17 protein-coding genes and 3 pseudogenes are annotated in these 15,493 nt (G+C 66.5%); 10 read left to right on the forward strand and 10 right to left on the reverse strand.

Going from position 1 to position 15,493, the window contains the following annotated elements:
• Window positions 1-228: 228 nt before the first annotated feature.
• From ACFYPD_RS26410 to ACFYPD_RS26430, 5 genes are all read right to left on the reverse strand, one after another.
• Window positions 229-1,458, reverse strand: coding sequence for an MFS transporter (locus ACFYPD_RS26410; protein WP_387118820.1), 1,230 nt, complete (start codon window positions 1,456-1,458; stop codon window positions 229-231).
• Window positions 1,459-2,198: 740 nt separating this feature from the next.
• A complete protein-coding gene (locus ACFYPD_RS26415; protein WP_387118823.1) occupies window positions 2,199-2,672 on the reverse strand; it encodes a GNAT family N-acetyltransferase in 474 nt (157 codons plus the stop codon).
• A 36-nt stretch (window positions 2,673-2,708) separates the two neighbouring features.
• Window positions 2,709-3,170: a GNAT family N-acetyltransferase gene (locus ACFYPD_RS26420; RefSeq protein WP_387118826.1), complete on the reverse strand. Its 462-nt coding sequence runs from the start codon at window positions 3,168-3,170 to the stop codon at window positions 2,709-2,711.
• A gap of 156 nt (window positions 3,171-3,326) precedes the next feature.
• Window positions 3,327-4,244: an NADP-dependent oxidoreductase gene (locus tag ACFYPD_RS26425; protein WP_387118829.1), complete on the reverse strand. Its 918-nt coding sequence runs from the start codon at window positions 4,242-4,244 to the stop codon at window positions 3,327-3,329.
• A gap of 218 nt (window positions 4,245-4,462) precedes the next feature.
• Window positions 4,463-4,633, reverse strand: a complete 171-nt coding sequence (locus tag ACFYPD_RS26430; RefSeq protein ID WP_387118832.1) for a hypothetical protein — start codon at window positions 4,631-4,633, stop codon at window positions 4,463-4,465.
• Window positions 4,634-5,038: 405 nt separating this feature from the next.
• Here ACFYPD_RS26430 and msrB point away from each other — a divergent pair, with 405 nt between their 5' ends.
• From msrB to ACFYPD_RS26445, 3 genes are all read left to right on the forward strand, one after another.
• Window positions 5,039-5,518, forward strand: coding sequence for a peptide-methionine (R)-S-oxide reductase MsrB (gene msrB / locus ACFYPD_RS26435; RefSeq protein ID WP_387118835.1), 480 nt, complete (start codon window positions 5,039-5,041; stop codon window positions 5,516-5,518).
• Window positions 5,519-5,527: 9 nt separating this feature from the next.
• Complete coding sequence (gene msrA / locus ACFYPD_RS26440; RefSeq protein ID WP_387118838.1) at window positions 5,528-6,034, forward strand: peptide-methionine (S)-S-oxide reductase MsrA; 507 nt, start codon at window positions 5,528-5,530, stop codon at window positions 6,032-6,034.
• A gap of 596 nt (window positions 6,035-6,630) precedes the next feature.
• Window positions 6,631-7,287: a TetR/AcrR family transcriptional regulator gene (locus tag ACFYPD_RS26445; protein WP_387118841.1), complete on the forward strand. Its 657-nt coding sequence runs from the start codon at window positions 6,631-6,633 to the stop codon at window positions 7,285-7,287.
• A 7-nt stretch (window positions 7,288-7,294) separates the two neighbouring features.
• On the opposite strand, the gene ACFYPD_RS26450 is transcribed toward ACFYPD_RS26445, so the two are convergent.
• Together ACFYPD_RS26450 and ACFYPD_RS26455 are read right to left on the reverse strand one after the other, a co-directional pair.
• The gene (locus tag ACFYPD_RS26450) at window positions 7,295-7,621 is read right to left on the reverse strand and encodes an Ada metal-binding domain-containing protein (RefSeq protein WP_387118844.1); all 327 of its coding nucleotides are present in this window, start codon (window positions 7,619-7,621) and stop codon (window positions 7,295-7,297) included.
• Window positions 7,618-7,731, reverse strand: a pseudogene (locus ACFYPD_RS26455) (Ada metal-binding domain-containing protein); the annotation flags it as partial. The gene ACFYPD_RS26450 and the pseudogene ACFYPD_RS26455, both read right to left, overlap by 4 nt.
• Window positions 7,732-8,121: 390 nt before the next feature.
• On the opposite strand from ACFYPD_RS26455, the gene ACFYPD_RS26460 reads away from it, so the two are divergent.
• The 3 genes from ACFYPD_RS26460 (at window position 8,122) to nhaA (ending at window position 11,468) form a co-directional block, all read left to right on the forward strand.
• Window positions 8,122-8,550 carry an OsmC family protein gene (locus tag ACFYPD_RS26460; protein ID WP_387118847.1) on the forward strand — a complete coding sequence of 143 codons (429 nt, stop codon included), beginning with the start codon at window positions 8,122-8,124 and terminating at the stop codon, window positions 8,548-8,550.
• 591 nt (window positions 8,551-9,141) lie between these two features.
• Window positions 9,142-9,360, forward strand: coding sequence for a hypothetical protein (locus ACFYPD_RS26465; RefSeq protein WP_387118850.1), 219 nt, complete (start codon window positions 9,142-9,144; stop codon window positions 9,358-9,360).
• Window positions 9,361-9,440: 80 nt separating this feature from the next.
• Window positions 9,441-11,468 carry a Na+/H+ antiporter NhaA gene (nhaA, locus tag ACFYPD_RS26470; protein WP_387118853.1) on the forward strand — a complete coding sequence of 676 codons (2,028 nt, stop codon included), beginning with the start codon at window positions 9,441-9,443 and terminating at the stop codon, window positions 11,466-11,468.
• Between the two features lie 161 nt (window positions 11,469-11,629).
• Here nhaA and ACFYPD_RS26475 read toward each other — a convergent pair whose 3' ends face one another.
• On the reverse strand, window positions 11,630-12,619 hold the full coding sequence (locus ACFYPD_RS26475) for a CehA/McbA family metallohydrolase (protein WP_387118856.1): 990 nt from the start codon (window positions 12,617-12,619) through the stop codon (window positions 11,630-11,632).
• 83 nt (window positions 12,620-12,702) lie between these two features.
• Here ACFYPD_RS26475 and ACFYPD_RS26480 point away from each other — a divergent pair.
• A pseudogene (locus ACFYPD_RS26480) lies at window positions 12,703-13,095 on the forward strand (transposase family protein); the annotation flags it as partial.
• Between the two features lie 33 nt (window positions 13,096-13,128).
• Here ACFYPD_RS26480 and ACFYPD_RS26485 read toward each other — a convergent pair.
• Window positions 13,129-13,305: a hypothetical protein gene (locus ACFYPD_RS26485; RefSeq protein WP_387119403.1), complete on the reverse strand. Its 177-nt coding sequence runs from the start codon at window positions 13,303-13,305 to the stop codon at window positions 13,129-13,131.
• Between ACFYPD_RS26485 and ACFYPD_RS26490 the strand changes: the two genes are divergently transcribed.
• Window positions 13,232-14,167, forward strand: a complete 936-nt coding sequence (locus tag ACFYPD_RS26490) for an ISAs1 family transposase (protein ID WP_387118859.1) — start codon at window positions 13,232-13,234, stop codon at window positions 14,165-14,167. The two genes, ACFYPD_RS26485 and ACFYPD_RS26490, sit on opposite strands and share 74 nt — an antisense overlap.
• Window positions 14,119-14,322 (forward strand): annotated as a pseudogene (locus ACFYPD_RS26495) (IS5/IS1182 family transposase); the annotation flags it as partial. The gene ACFYPD_RS26490 and the pseudogene ACFYPD_RS26495, both read left to right, overlap by 49 nt.
• 49 nt (window positions 14,323-14,371) lie before the next feature.
• Here ACFYPD_RS26495 and ACFYPD_RS26500 read toward each other — a convergent pair.
• Window positions 14,372-15,049, reverse strand: coding sequence for a DUF4396 domain-containing protein (locus tag ACFYPD_RS26500; RefSeq protein WP_387119383.1), 678 nt, complete (start codon window positions 15,047-15,049; stop codon window positions 14,372-14,374).
• A gap of 213 nt (window positions 15,050-15,262) precedes the next feature.
• Between ACFYPD_RS26500 and ACFYPD_RS26505 the strand changes: the two genes are divergently transcribed.
• Window positions 15,263-15,490: a hypothetical protein gene (locus ACFYPD_RS26505; RefSeq protein ID WP_387118862.1), complete on the forward strand. Its 228-nt coding sequence runs from the start codon at window positions 15,263-15,265 to the stop codon at window positions 15,488-15,490.
• Window positions 15,491-15,493: the final 3 nt, after the last annotated feature.

The following is a 15,493-nucleotide window of genomic DNA, read 5'->3' on the forward strand; positions in this document are numbered from 1 at the left end:
ATGGATGGCCGCCACGAGATGGCGGGGTGGGCGATCAGGCCAGCCAGGTCCGCCCGGTAGGCCCGCGCACGCCCTCCCGGCAGGCCCGGTCTGCGGCCGCGGGTGACCTCGTAGCCGGGCTGGCGCAGCCTCGCCAACACCTCTCCCGCTCGTCGCGTTCCGATCCCCGCAGCTCAATCAGAGCAGGGGGTGAACCGGCTCGAGAGAAAGTGAAGAGTGATTGTCATGTCATCCGCGTCGAAGCGCTGGTGGCGCGCCCGGCCGTGATCTCGCTGGGTCTGCGGCTTTGATTAGCTCACCATGCTGGCTGTTCCTGGTCGTGTCGATGTACGGATTGCGTGCAGCGAGGACAGTGAGCAGGGTGGCGACGATGGCAAGTCCGCCGTATCCGAGGGCGATCTGCGGTAGCGAGAAGGTGTTCGAGAGTTCCCCGGAGATGAGGCTGGGGAAGGCGGCGCCGCTGTAGCAGAGGAGGTAGATCGCGCTGAAGATCGGTGCCCGGTCGGCCACGGTGCTGTCATGCAGCAGACCGCGGGTGGCGGCGCTGATGGCGATGCCTTGACCGGCGCCGGCGACCATGGTGGCGGCGATGAACAACGCCAGTGTGCCGATGGCGATCGCGGTGATGATGCCGATCCATCCAGCCATGAAGATGATCATGCCGACGCGTTGGGCCGCCGCGGAGGTGAACCGGCCGCCAAGGGGAGCGCCGAGAACGCTGGGGGCCATGTAGGCGGCGAACACCAGTCCGAGGATGAGCGGGCTGTGGGTGTGGAGCTGATCTTCGACCAGCGCGGGCACGAAGGCCTGGTAGAAAGCCCCGGTCGCCCAAGTGGCCAGGAACACCGCTGCCGCGACAGGGAGCAGACGCCTGACCCCGGCCGGTACGCGGACCCGGGGTAGCAGTGATCGCCAAGCGCCCGGCGTCGGCTGTGCGGTTTCCGGGCTGATGACGATGAGTGCGGCAGCTAATACGAGGAGACCGGCGCAAACCAGGTAGATGAGGTCGCGTGGCCAGGGGCCGAACTGGACCAGGGCGCCGGAGGCGATGGCACCGAGGGTGAGACCGAGCATGGGTCCCTGGCTGGAGGCGACGGCGGCCAACCATTGCGGCCTGGTGGGTGCGGCGTCGACGATGTAGGAGGTGAGGCTGCTGCTGGCCAACCCGGTACCGACGCCCATCAGTAGCCGACCGGCCAGCAGGGTGCCGATGTCGTGCACGTTCAGCAGCAGCAGACAGCCCAGCAGGAGCAGGCCGAGGCTGGCGATCGCGGTGAGCCGTCGGCCCACATGATTGGACAGTCGCCCCAGCACCAACAGTGCGGCGATAGTGCCGACGGCGGTGGTGACGACGGCCATCGAGATGCCGGCGTTGGTGAACCCTTCCTCAGCCCGGTAGATGTTGAACAGGGGGATCGGCGCGGCCGACGCGGCAAACGAGGCCACCAGGGAGACCACCGCAGATAAGAATGCCAGCCGGAGCGTTCTGCCCCGGCGAGCCTGGTTGATCACTGGTGCTATGTTGTGCATCGATACGTGCCTTTCTCTTAGTCTGAACCGCCCCGGAGCTTCTGGAGGCTTCGCGTGGGTGCGCACCAGGCACTTGACCAGTCCGCTGAGGTGTTCCCTACGAGTCGTCCGACCCTGACCACGTAGCTGACGCTGATCATCGAAGGCCCGGAACTGTTTCCGAGTCCTCATGGGCGAACGCGGATGATCGTCTTCGCCTTGGTCCGCTCGGTCGGGTTGAGGGCGGCGACGGCGTCGTCGAGGGCCGCGACGTTGCCGATGTTCGTCCGCAGTCGCCCATCCCGACCCGCTGGACGACAAACGACCGACGCCCGAACGCCGGACTGCTACCGAGGTGCGGGCCAGTGCTCCGCCCTTCAGGGCGGGGGTGAAGGCCGGTGCGGTGAGGGCCGCCAAGGCCCGAGTCGTGCCGTTGACCTGACGTCAGTAGGCGGTGACAAGGTGATCATGTGCGGGGCGAAGGGTAGTTCCGGAAGCTCCGAAGCGTCACGACCGACACAGCGTGGCATTGTCGCCGCAGGGCTTGCGGAGACGGTAAACGCCTGTGGAGCGGACGTAAGACCAGGACTTGTCCCGGCTGGCCGCGGTGAAGCAGGAACCCGCCTGGGCGTTGCGCGTTCCGCGCGCAGCGCGGAGGGAATCCCCGCCGTTCATGGCAGTGGAGGATGTCAAGTCAGGTCGTTCTCGAACGCGGTGAGCTCCTCGTCGTGGTCGCCTTCCGCGGGTTCGTGCTGGGGGTAGGCGCCGGCGCCGGGATGGACCTTGTCGATGAGATCGAGGTATTCCGGGTTGCGGGCAATGAACTTACCCACGACCGGGCAGATGACGGTGATCTTCTTCCCGCTCTCGCGGATCTCGTCCAGCACGCGAGCGACGAGCTCCGTGGCCACCCGATTGCGTCGGTAGGCGGGGTCGACCCAGGTCGTTAGCAGCACGACACGGCCGCCCACGAACCGGTACGGGAGTTCAGCGATCGCTTCGGCGCCGAGGGCGGCGATCCAGCGACCGCGCTCCGCGTCGTTGATGACATCGAGCTCCCAGCTGGATTCCACCTCGCTGAGACTTGTCTCGTTCAGTGCTGCGATGAGCGCCGCGTTGTTCTCTTCCCGGGTGGCCGCCTCGGCCTCGAGATTGATCGTCATTGTCACACCTTCTGTCCGGGGAGCTAATAGGTGGGTTTAGGACAATTGGGTGTGACCCTGGGTTACTCCCGGGTGCTCGGGGTCGATGAGGTCGGCGTACTCGGGGTTGTGGTCGATGAAGGTGCGCACGATCGGGCACATGATGGTGACCGTCTTGCCCTGCACGCGCACGTCGTCCAGGACGCGTCGGATCAGCTCGGTGGCGATGCCCTGCTTGCGGAACTCGGGGAACACCGAGGTGGCCAGCAGCGCGAGTCGGTCGGCTCCGGCGACGTTGTAGGTCAGCCCGGCCACCGCTCGGTCCCCGACGATGGCGTCATAGATGCCGAGTTTCTCGTCGTTGACGACGTGGAAGTCGAACGCGGGCGCGTGGGGATCGTCGATTACCTCGTCGATGAGGACGGCCTGGTCCTGGCTGAGGGTGCCTTTCTCGTCGGGGTATCCGGCCTCGTCGGGGTACTCGAAGGCGGAGCGGGTCGGCTCGGTTGGGTCGGTCATGGGGGTGTGCTCGTTAATGGTCATCAGATCAGTCCCGGGTCGTGGCGGTAGTCGTACTCGCCCAGCCGCATGTCGTCGACGGCAGGTGAAGGCCCAGCCATCGACGTACTCCTCGCTCCTGCGGGGGGCGTTCTCGCGCTTGGGTGTGCCGAGTCCTTACGAGCGAACGCGGATGATCGTCTTCCCGGTGATCCGCTCGGTCGGATTGAGGGCGGCGACGGCGTCGTCGAGGGTCGCGACGGTGCCGATGTTCGTCCGCAGTCGTCCGTCGCGCACCCGCCGGACGACCTCACCCAGTTGAGCGCGATCGGGCAGGACGACGAAGTCGACCGCCAGGCCGTCCGCGGGCCGCGCCTGCGGCGGCCCGACGACGGACACCAGCGTTCCTCCGGCTCGAATCAGGCCTGCGGACCGCTTCCCGATGTCGCCGCCGATGACGTCGAAAACCAGATCGACTCCGCCGACGTCTTCCAGGGCATCGTTGGCGAGGTCGACGAACTCCTGCGCGCCGAAGTCGAGCGCATTCTGACGGTCGGCAGCGCGTCCGGTGCCGATGACGTAGGCGCCGGCCTCGCGTGCGAGCTGCGTCACCATCGACCCGACTGCGCCGGCCGCGCCGTGCACGAGGACGCTCTGCCCCGACTGAAGGCGGCCGTGATCGAACAGTCCCTGCCACGCGGTCAGGCCTGAAATCGGCAGGCTCGCGCCCACCGTGAAGTCGACGTCGCCGGGCAGCGGCGCGAGGTTGCGTGCCTCGACGGCGACATACCCCGCCAGGGTGCCGTCGCGATTCCAGTCCGTGATGCCGAACACCCGCTGTCCCACCGACAGTCCCGTCGTGCCATAGCCGAGAGCGCTGACCACTCCGGCCAGCTCGTGCCCAGGGATCGACGGCGTCCGGTCACGGCCGAGGCGATCGGTCCAGGTCGAGGGCCACGCCAGCTCAGTCGGAACGAATCCCGACGCATGAACCTGAACGACGACGTCGTTCAGCGCCGGTTCCGGCTCGGGCCGCTCCACCAGCGTCATCCCGGCCGTTCCCGCGGCCTCGTCCGTCACCACAATCGCCTTCATCCGGCGCCTCCCTGTATCCAGTCCTCGTTCGCACGGTCACGAGGTGCGAGTTTCGTTTTATCAGCATTTGCGGCGCCAGGCCTCGGTGTCTTACCACGTTGATCGGTAGCGGTTGTGGCGCGAGGGTGCCGAGGAACGAGCGCGATAGCGAAGTCGTCGGTAAGGCGGCGCCGGGGTCGAGGTCGCGACGGCGCGATCCCGGCGTTACGTTTCGAGGGTCAGTTGCGGCCGGCCATGATGCCGCCGTCGACGTCGACGATGGCGTCCTGGTCTCGGCCCGTGATCACGGCGGTGCCGCCCCCGGCGACGACTTGGTGGGCCGTGGCGAGGCCTATGCCGTTGCTGCCGTCGACGACCACGACCTTACGGCCCTCGAAACTCTCACTCATGACAGTTGTTTCTTCCCCACCGAATCGCGATTGGTGTTGGCAACACCCGGTTCCCCGGGAGTGGCGTGACGTCCGTAGAACCCGGCGCCGGTGGGCACGCGGACAGTTCGTCGCTAGCGGAGGCACCGAGTTGGACGCCCCGAACCTAGTCGCTGCGAAACTGGTCGGTCAAGTCCAGTCTTGAGGTTAAGCGGGTGCTACTGTGGCAGTGACTTTCCCAGGCCATACCCCGTAACGACGGCACCCGGCCAGCCACTTCTGGACATCTCTTTCGGACTTGATGGTCCACGGAAGGTAGGGGCTGCGGGAACACAACTGGCCCGTAGGGTGTCTGTACATTTGCGCGTCCAGGTGCGTTTCACCTGGTTCCCCAGCTTCGCGCCGAAAGGCCGGGAAGGGAGAGCTGTGCCACAGCAGACCCAGTACCACAAGAACCCGGAAGCCGTTTCGCGGCTCGACCCGGAGCAGTACCGCGTGACCCAGCAGGACGGCACCGAGCGCCCGTTCGCCAACGCCTACTGGGACAACCACGAGCCCGGCATCTACGTCGACGTCGTGTCCGGCGAGCCGCTGTTCGCATCGGTCGACAAGTACGACAGCAACTCCGGCTGGCCGAGCTTCACGAAGCCGATCGCCACGACGAACGTCGTCGAGCGCGAAGACTCCAGCCACGGGATGATCCGGACTGAGGCCCGCTCGCTGCACGGGAGCAGCCACCTCGGCCACGTCTTCAACGACGGTCCCCCCGACAAGGGCGGACTGCGCTACTGCATCAACTCCGCGTCGTTGAGGTTCATCCACCTCGACGACCTGGAGAACGCAGGGTACGGCGAATACCGCACCCTGTTGACGAGTGACACCAGCACTGAGACCGACGACGAGTAAGGAGACGACGTGAGCACCGAAAGGGCGATTCTCGCCGGCGGCTGCTTCTGGGGGATGGAGGAGCTGTTCCGCCGCCAGCCGGGCGTCGTGTCCACGCGCGTCGGCTACAGCGGCGGCGACGTCCCGAACGCCACCTACCGCAACCACGGAACCCATGCGGAATCCATCGAGGTCGTCTACGACACCGAGAAGACCGACTTCCGCGCGCTGCTCGAGTTCTTCTTCCAGGTCCACGACCCCTCGACGAAGAACCGCCAGGGCAATGACATCGGCACCAGCTACCGCTCGGCGATCTTTTACACCAGCGACGAGCAGAAGCGGGTCGCCGAGGACACGATCGCCGACGTCGACGCCTCGGGCCTGTGGCCCGGCAAGGTCGTCACCGAGGTCACCCCGGCAGGCGACTTCTGGGAGGCCGAGCCCGAGCACCAGAACTACCTGCAGACCTACCCCAACGGTTACACCTGCCACTTCCCCCGCCCCGGGTGGAAGCTGCCGAAGCGGGCGACGGCCTGACACCTCCGGCGCGCGGACCCCGGGTCCGCGCGCCGGCCCGGGCCGAGGTGCCAGTGACAGCAAGAGCGATACCGTGCCGGGTCGTGGCGTCGAGAGTGCGGCTAAGGGCGCCCTGAAGATCATTCCAACCGTTCAGTACGGCCGGGCTGGTGGACAGGGCGCGACGCATGTTCGGAACGACACCCAGCTGCTCCTCGGTGGCCTGTGGAACAGGCCGCGACGTAGCAGGGATGTCTTCGTCTGCCGGGCGGGATACGCGACATTGTTGTTTCATGGCCGGAGCCAGGATCAGCTGCGGGTGAGGCGTGTGACGGGCAGACGAATGTCAACGAGCGTTGACACACGCTGATCTCCGGCGCGCCGCTCACGACGCATCGCCGAGCAACTCCTGAGCAGTAGCTTGGCGCAGCGAGGACCAAATAGTCCGGGAAAAAGCTCGCCCTATCGATGATCTCCCGGGCATAGCACCCGTTCAGTCAAGCTGGCGGCGCATGCGTTCGTCCTTCACGATCACGCGAATGCGACATAACGTCCGATGGACTCCAAGGTCCCATCCTCCATGGATTATCTGGCGCGCCGGTGGATACACTTGACCGATGAGCGACGAGCAGGTGGCTGCGCCGTCGAAGCAGCGGAGGATCAGTCAACGGGGCATCGCGACCCGAGAGCGGATCCTCGAGGCGGCGAACCGGCTGATGTTCGTGCGCGGAGTGAACGCGACGACCCTTGACGACGTCCGCGAGGCAAGCCAGACCAGCAAGTCTCAGCTTTACCACCACTTCGCCGACAAGCAGGAGCTCGTGCGCGCGTTGGTCAAATATCGAGGCGCGCTTGTCCTTCAGCGCGAGCGCGGAGGGCTCGAACGACTGAGATCGTTCTCAGGGCTGGTCCGGTGGCGCAACGCGCTGGTCCAGGCCAACTCGCTGAGCAACGGCAAATACGGGTGCGGCCTCGGGTCGATGGCGGTCGAGCTGTCCGATCAAGATGAGCAGGCTCGATCGATGCTGTTGGAGACCTTTGCGGCATGGGAAAAGCTGATCAGTGATGGTCTGCACCGGATGCGGGACAGCGGTGCACTGCGCCAGGACGCCGACCCGGTGAAGTTGGCCACGGGGTTGATGGCAGCTTTGCAAGGCGGCTACTTGCTGGCGAACGCCGCGCACAACGTCGCACCCATGGAAGTTGCGCTGGACATGGCGCTGGAACACATCAAATCGTTCCTCTCGGAGCCGTCCGGCGAGCCGACCCGTTGATTGAGCCCTAGTCGTCGTGATCAGGCTGGTCACGGCGGGTGCGAGCAGCCCGGAGATCGATGACGGCGAGGCTCCAGGTAAGGCAGCAGTCGAACCACGATCCGATGCCCCGACCGGGGCCTCGCCGTGCTGTCTCACCCCGCCACGATCCCGCTGCGCCGGCATCGATGAGCGCTCCAGCACGCCCGACGAGCGTCGACTGGCCAGGCGCCGGCCGGGTCGGGGGCGCTGCGTCGGGGGAGCAACGCTTGCAGGCTCGGTATCCAGCGAACTGGGCGCTGGCCGCCCTCGGGTGAAAGTCGACGGGTCCCGTGGGAGGGTCTTGGCGCGACACGATGGCCGACAGTAGGTACCGGCCGTCTTCACCGCGGTGAGAAAGCTGCCATCGAGTCGTTCCTCGCGTCGCTGGATCGCCTCGTACCGCGACTGCGGATCACTGAGCACCGATGTTCCTCACGTTGTCCGGATTTGAGTCCGCCCGAGTCGCGGGAGACGTCGCCGCCCTGATGCGTGAACGACGGCATGCCTTGGCCTTAACGGACTGATGAGTCCATCTCTGGGTTGGGCGTTGAGCGAGCTCAGCTGGGGGCGTCTTGGTCTTAACCGCCTCTCAGTGCAGCTTAGAACACCCCAAGGGTGATGGTTCACGAGGCCGAGTGGTTCTGGCAACGAGCGACCAACTGGACGATCCAGTCCGCCGAAGGCTAGCCTGCGGAGGTACTCGGTCACGGGGTGATACGCCCGGCCACAGCCCCCGCTCAGACTGCGGCTCTGCTGCTGCTGGATCCGCGTACCTGGACCGTCACTACCAGGATCTACAGGAAGGCGCGGCTGATGGAAACCGATCAGGATCGTGTCGTCGCATCCGCCCGAGCTGTCCTTCCGGCCACTGAGCGCCGGCGCACGGACATGATCACCCGCGGCTTCACGTTCGTCGCCGATGAACCGCACAACGGCGCACTCGGCGAAGGCCCGACGCCGACGGAGTACCTGTTGATGGCGCTTGCGTCGTGCACTGCTCAGACGCTGCGGCAGTATGTCGACTACAAGTACGACACCGCCGGTGACATCACCGTCGAGATCGACTACCACGAACCCGAGCAGGAAGGCGCACAGCGTTACCTGCAGCGCACAATCACGCTGAGCGAAGAACCTGACCCCGACGACTTGAAGGTGATGCATGAGATTGCCGAGAAGTCCCCGGTGACCCTGCTGATCCAGTTCGCATGGAGCGTGAGGACCGAGTTCGTCGGGCCGCGCTGAAATCAGGCCGCTTGCTGCTCGGCGATCACGGCCGATCAGCAAGCGGTTGTCGTTGCGCCCCAGGCGGCGACAGGGTTTCCGTCGACCGCGACACCTTGAACGCGATGCGGCGCCTTGCATGCGGCGCAGGTCCTGGTCCTGGCGGACGGCCGGTGACTCGTTCCGGCAGCTCAGAACAGAGTCGGTGCGGTCGGCTCGGTGACGCTGGAGCGTCTGCCGAGCAGGGCGAACGTGTCGGAGGTCGTGTCGTCGGGGATCGGCAGCCCGTGACGTGCAATGCCAGGTTCACCCGTGCCCGGACGAGGTCGCGGTAATGACGGGGCGTGCGCGAGCCGGGCGCGTAGAGGTCGGCGTACGTGCCAAGCAGTTCGGGATGCTGGCGGCGCAGCCAGGCGAAGAACACCGGCGCGACGAACACGGTGGGGGTGAGGCCGGCGTCGCGCGTGGCTCGCAGTGTGATCGGCCGGGCCACGGTGGGCGGTGCGCCGGGTTCCAGCGAGCGTTGCAATGTCTCGTCGAGGAAGGCGATGGACATGCCGAGCTCGACGTTGACCCGGTGAGCTGCGACAGCGAGCTGATCCAGGTCACGGCTTGGCCGCGCTGATCCTGCTGGCCGGCGCGCTCGGCGACCGCTACGGCCGCAGGCGAATCTTTCCTCGTAGGTATCGCGGGTTCACCATCGCGTCGATCATGTGCGTGGTCGTCCCGACCATGAGCTCACTGATAGTCGCCCGCATCCTGCAGGGCATCGGCGGGCCTCGGCGCTCTCTTCGCAGCCGGCCACAGCTGGGGCAGCGCGATCAGTACTGAACCGAGCGGTCGCGTGCCCGCATTGCGGCACGTGATCAAGCTAGCCCTGCTGGCCCGGCCAGCGCATCGGAAGGTGACGTGTGACCGAAACCAAGATGAGCGGCCGAACGATCTGGAAGCGGAATCTAGCGGCACCGCTGCGAGCCTTTCTGCGCACTGAGTCCGGCAGCGCCGGCGTGCTCGTGGCCGCCATCGTCGCCGCACTGCTCTGGGCCAACATCGACCTCGGCTCCTACGAAGCCGTCTGGCGCACCCAACTGTCCCTGCGCCTCGGGCACCTCGAGCTCTCCCGCGACCTGCACACCTGGATCAACAGCGGCTTGATGACACTGTTCTTCCTGGTCGTCGGCCTTGAGACGCGGCGCGAGTTCGACCTCGGCGACCTACGCGACCGGCGACGTTTCGTGCTGCCCAGCGTGGCCGGCGTGATCGGAATGCTGATCCCGGTGCTGATCTTCCTGGCGATCAACCACGGCGGGCCGGGCGCGCACGGCTGGGGCGTGGCTATGTCGACCGACACCGCCCTCGCGTTGGGCCTGCTGGCACTGCTCGGTCGGGACGTGCCCGACCGGGTCCGGATCTTCCTGCTCACCGTGTTCGTGGTCGACGACTTGATCGCACTCATCGTCATCGCCCTGGTCTACAGCGACGACATCAAGATGATGCCCATCGTGGTGGCCGTAGCGGCGTTCGCGGTCATGCTGGCCCTCCGCGCAGCCAGCGTCCGACGTGGCTCGGCGTACGTGCCGGTCGCCATCGTGATGTGGGGCGCGCTGCTGGTCAGCGGAGTCGACCCGGTGGTGGCCGGACTGGCCATCGGGTTGACCGCGTTCGCCTACTCTCCCGGCCGAGCTGAGCTCGAGCAGGTCAGCGGGCTGTTCCGGTCGTTCCGTGAGCAGCCGACGCCCAAGCTCGCGCGTACGGCCGCGATCGGCCTCGCGAATACGCTATCGCCCAACGACCGCCTTCAGCGCATCTACCACCCTTGGTCGGCCTACGTCATCGTGCCGCTGTTCGGCCTGGCCAACGCTGGCATCAGCATCGACGGTCCGTTCCTGGCCCAGGCGTTCGCTTCGCCTGTCACCTGGGGCGTGCTGCTCGGGTATGTCGTCGGCAAGCCGCTCGCCGTGATTGGCACCTCGGCCGGGCTCACCTGGATCTCACACGGCCGCATCCGTCCGGCCGTGGGCTGGGCGGGCGTGCTCGGCAGCGGCACGATCGCCGGTGTCAGCTTCACGGTGTCGCTGCTGATCGCCAGCCTGGCCTTCACCGGCGACCAACTGGCCGAGGCCAAAGTCGGGGTGCTCAGCGCAGCGATCGTATCCTCAGCGCTGACCTGGAGCGCGTTCCGCGTCACCAACATGTTGCCCAAGGACAAGCGCACCCGGGCGCTCTTCGGCGACATGACGGAGCTGATCGACCTCATCCCAGAGGTCGACGAGAAGCAGGACCACGTCCGCGGCCCAGCCGGTGCGTCGGTAACGCTGGTGCAGTACGGCGACTTCCAGTGCGCGTACTGCGGGAAGGCCGAGCCAGTCCTCCGGCAGTTGCTGGGCCACGCCGACCTGCGTTTCGTGTGGCGTCACCTGCCTCTGTCAGACGTGCACCCGCAAGCCCTGCTGGCAGCCGAGGCCGCCGAAGCAGCGGCCGCTCAGGGCAAGTTCTGGCAGATGCACGACCTGCTGCTCGAACACCAGGACAAGCTGAACATCAATGATCTAGTCAAATACGCCGGCGACCTCGGTCTGGATCAGAAACGCTTCCACGACGATCTGATAAGCCAGGCCCACGTCGGCCGCATCGAAAGCGACATCGACTCGGCCGACAACAGCGGAGTGTCCGGCACCCCGACGTTCTTCATCAACGGCCGCCGCCACTACGGCGCCTACGACATCAAGTCCTTGACCGCCGCCATTCGTATGGCCCGAGCCCGGGCCCGCCTCGGCCGCGAGGCGCCAGCGACCCGAAAAAAGGTGCGTTCCGTTGACTCGACAGCACGCCGGTCGGCCATCACCAGCAGCGGGTCAAGCAGGGCGGGCAAGCCGCCGGGGGGCGGCGACGATGAGCCCGTTCGGTTTGGCCAGATCCGAGCCGATCTTCACCGATGAGTTTCGAAGCGCCTACGCCAATGAAGGCGGTGACTCCTCCGCAGGGCCCCGGCGAGTTCGTGTTCTGTCCTGATTCGCCGTGATCGCCATCAGGATCCGTCGCTTCCCTGGCGGTACCGCCCGCCGTCTTCCCTCGCAGCGGTGACGTTGGCGTTGTGCATTCAGGTCAGGATGATCGGGTTGCTGAGCGCCGCCATGTGCCCTTCGGGGTGGCGCACCTCGATGCGGATGAACGCCGATTCTTCGGCGTTGGTGTGCCACTGCACGGCCCCGGCACCTGTGCCGGGCAACGGTGCGCTGTGCATCTTGCCTTGCACGGTGTGGAAGCTGACGGTGCCGGAGGGCACGCCGCGTACCTCCGCTCGCGCCACGGCCGGTTCACCGCCGGTCGTCAACCGCTCGCCAATCCCGGCGTTGTGACTGCCGGCTGAGATCGTCAAGGACAGCTCGACGGCGGCCGATTCGGCGATCCAGCTGCGGCCGGCCCGGATGCCGGCGAGGATCGCGTTGGCGCTGAGTTCCTCGGCGAGTACGACGGTGTGCGCGATGCCGATCTGGCCCTCAAGGTGGGTATCGCTGTTGCCCACCGCCGGCCGCCACCGCCCCTGGTGGATGTCCGCGGCCAGGGCGCGCCCCCATTCGGCCAGGGCTGCCTCATTGTCGGCCTGCCAGGGCACATCCGAGCTCCACGGTCCGTTCCACACCTCCACCGCGTCGAGCCCCTGGTACGGGTACATGAACGTGCCGGAGGCGTAGGGCGCATGCGGATGGGCCGCCACACACAGCCCACCGGCTCGGTGGACCTCATCCAGATGCCGGTCGAGCATCCCGTCAAACACGCCGTAGTCCCAGCCGACCACCTGTCCCGCGGGTAGGCCGAGCGCGAGCCAGTGCCCGGTGCGGGTGGTGACCTCTTCACCCAGGATCACCAGCAGATCGTTGCCGGCGTGCCGGCCCCAGGCGCCATGCGCGTCGGGCGTGTTGTGCTCGGTGGTCGCGAGGAAATCCAGCCCAGCCGCACGGGCGTCGGCCGCAAGCTGCTGCGGCGTGAGCTTGCCGTCCGAGTGCACCGAATGCACGTGACAGTCGCCCCGGTACCAACCACGCCCCCGACCAGCCACCCGTATCGGGGGGAAATCCAGTTCCGACATCCATTCCCCCCTCGTGCACCTGCCCCGGCAGCGCACGCGTCGTTCGCAGCGCTTTGACGTGACGGGCACGGCGCGTGTAGATCGTGAAGTCTCTGACGCTCCATAACCGGGAGTCGCCGGGCCCGCCCCGACATCATCGCCCATCAGCCCGACCGCCGAGAAGACCGGCCCGGCCGGCCTGGCCCCCGACCAGGTCGCAGGCCCGGCGGCGGCCTTTTGCCGATATCCCGGACCCCCGCTCCCGGCGAGGAAGGTGGCATCCGCTGACCGCGATCCTGCTGATCGCCGCCGGCGCGGTGACCTGCGACGCGGACGGTTTCACCGCGATCTGGCAGTGGGCCGATGTCGCCCCGGCCGTCGTCCTGACCCGGCTGCACGTGCGCTGCGATCCGCTCACCGCAGTGCCACGGCCGCCGTCGGAACGCACGATCCGCCGCACCCTGGCGCTGCTGGACCCGGCCGCGCTCCAGGCTGCGGCCGGCCGGTTCACCACCGTCGCGCGAAAAGCCTCAGGTCTGGGCCCGATCCGTCCGCCGGTGGTCGAACGGGAACAGCGACGCGCCGAGCGCACCGGCCCGGGACAGACCCGGACTCGCCGCACCCTGGCCTTCGATGGCAAAGCCCTTCACGGAGCCCGACGCCCCGGACGCAACAAGCGCGTCAACCTGCTCGGTGCTGCCGACCACGCCACCGGCACCATGGACGCCCAACGGCAGATCGCCGCCAAGACCAACGAGACCCCCGGAACTGCGCGCCATACTCACCGGGCTGGACCTGACCGGATGCCTGGTCACCGCCGACGCCGCGCACTGCCAGCACGCCACCGCCACCGCGATCATCGAGGCCGGAGGCGCCTACCTGCTCACGGTGAAAGCCAACCAGGCCGCCCTACTCGAAGCCCTGATTCCCCTGTTCACCGGTGCCAACGACGACTGGGACTCCATCGGCGCCCTGCACACCAACTGTGATCGGGGCCACGGCCGCACCGAAGAACGCCACGTGCGACTCACCGCCGCGGTGGGCGTCGAGTTCCCCGGCGCTGCCCAGGCGTTCCGCCCCATCGGCTACCGCGGCGGCCTGGACGGGCCCGCCGCAGCAAACAAGTCGTCTACGGCATCACCAGCCTGGACGCGGACCAGGCCGGACCCGCCGCCATCGCCGCTGACCAGCGCGGCCACTGGACGGTCGAAGACAAGATCCACGATGTCCGCGACACCACCTTCGCCGAAGACCACTCCCAAGTCCGCACCGGCACGCACCACACAACATGGCGACCCTGCGCAACCTCGCGATCAGCGCGTTCCGCGCACACGGGCGGGCCAACATGGCCCACGCCCGCCGCCACCACACCCACGACCAGCATCGAGTCCTCGATCTCTACGGACTCTGATGGAAAATCAGGACCAATCAGGACAGACAGCGAACTCGCCGGGGCCCTGCGACTCCTCCGGCGGCCGCCGCGATCGCTTGGCCTTCCAACGCTCAATGCAACAGGGCCCCGCAAGCCCTCCGACGGCAGTGCCCTGCCGGCCTGGAAGGAAGACCTGAACAAACAGCACCGCACCGTCCGAGCGCAGGTCGAACACGCCCTGGCCAGGATGAAGACCCGGAAGATCCTGCGCGACTACCGCCGCGCCGCCCGCACATTGACCGACACCGCTTCCGGCATTGCCAACCTGCACAACATCATCCTGGCAGGGTGACCGCCAGCCCGTTGCCGGGCAGCGTCTTCACCCAGTTACGAGACGTCCCTTAATGAGGCGTGCCCGGCGTTTCCATTCTGATGCCGCGACGGATCAGCCACAAGGTTGCCGGCCAAGCGGCAAAGAAACCGATGATCAACCCGATCTGGTGAATGAGCCAAAACACCGGACTGCTAGGCCGCACGACATCCGGGAAAACAAGATGTTCCACTAGCGCTATCCAAATAAAAAGGGTGAGCTCGACTGCGGACACGGTCAGCAAGTCCTCCCTGACAACGCTCCTTATTGCAGCCCACACTTTTCGGCCACCTGTGTGAGCCTCGGTGGCGTAGCGGAATGCGACGCCTACGGCCACCGCGCCTACGAAGTCGCCGACGTACAAGGGCCGCAACGTTTCCCCGGCAATGTTGATGTCAAAGCCGAAGATAATCACCGTAGCAATGACGGCGCCTAGGGTGCAGTGGGCAAGACAGTGGCAGAGCCCGAATACAACATCAGCATGTCGCGGTTTCTTGGGCGGGTTGCCGTATCGCTGCCGCCATCGGGCAGACTGCGGCCTACCCCACTCCCTGTAAGCCATGATGGCTGCTGGGCCGAAGTACAGGGCGGTGACCGGCCAGACTAACTCCATGACCTTAGCCGGCTGACGATTGCCACCAATAAAGGAGTCGACAACGATAACGGCGGCGCTGGCTAACCCCAACACGAGCGTTGCCCACGAAAGCATCACGAGCCACGTTGGTTGCAAACATTATCTCCCTTCACTCCAGGCCACTCGGCTGGGGTATAGATCGGGCGTTAGCCCAAGGCGGGGCTTGGCTGCGTACCGAGCGGTTGCCGAAGGTGACGTGTGGGCCGACCTAGTTCCGCTTCAACGTATGACAATCGAGCCGAGGAGCGGGGAATGACCGCAGAAGGTAGGCGTGCTTCCATGACGGGCATGACCAAGCCGGACGGCCGACCGACCCCGAAGCAGGTCGCTGGGTTGGGCGATTGGTTCCAGGCCTTCGGCTTGGCATTGGACGCGCTGCCGCCCCGTCAGAAGGCGCTCGACTCCGGCGCGCAGGAGTTCGTCGACCTCGCCAACGACGTCCTGGAAGACATCGGCGGAGTCGATCTGGTGTTCGATGTCATCGGCGGCGACATCGGGAAGCGGTCCGCAGGCTGATTT

This window comes from Micromonospora sp. NPDC005299, assembly GCF_042872345.1.
GTDB lineage: Bacteria > Actinomycetota > Actinomycetes > Mycobacteriales > Micromonosporaceae > Micromonospora.

Coding starts and splice junctions, on each gene's coding strand:
- ACFYPD_RS26490 (WP_387118859.1), top strand. CDS start 13,232: ATGGCAAAGCCCTTCACGGAGCCCGACGCCCCGGACGCAACAAGCGCG.
- ACFYPD_RS26420 (WP_387118826.1), bottom strand. CDS start 3,170: ATGACCGACCCAACCGAGCCGACCCGCTCCGCCTTCGAGTACCCCGAC.
- ACFYPD_RS26415 (WP_387118823.1), bottom strand. CDS start 2,672: ATGACGATCAATCTCGAGGCCGAGGCGGCCACCCGGGAAGAGAACAAC.
- ACFYPD_RS26445 (WP_387118841.1), top strand. CDS start 6,631: ATGAGCGACGAGCAGGTGGCTGCGCCGTCGAAGCAGCGGAGGATCAGT.
- ACFYPD_RS26505 (WP_387118862.1), top strand. CDS start 15,263: ATGACCAAGCCGGACGGCCGACCGACCCCGAAGCAGGTCGCTGGGTTG.
- ACFYPD_RS26430 (WP_387118832.1), bottom strand. CDS start 4,633: ATGAGTGAGAGTTTCGAGGGCCGTAAGGTCGTGGTCGTCGACGGCAGC.
- ACFYPD_RS26475 (WP_387118856.1), bottom strand. CDS start 12,619: ATGTCGGAACTGGATTTCCCCCCGATACGGGTGGCTGGTCGGGGGCGT.
- ACFYPD_RS26460 (WP_387118847.1), top strand. CDS start 8,122: ATGGAAACCGATCAGGATCGTGTCGTCGCATCCGCCCGAGCTGTCCTT.
- ACFYPD_RS26425 (WP_387118829.1), bottom strand. CDS start 4,244: ATGAAGGCGATTGTGGTGACGGACGAGGCCGCGGGAACGGCCGGGATG.
- ACFYPD_RS26500 (WP_387119383.1), bottom strand. CDS start 15,049: ATGCTTTCGTGGGCAACGCTCGTGTTGGGGTTAGCCAGCGCCGCCGTT.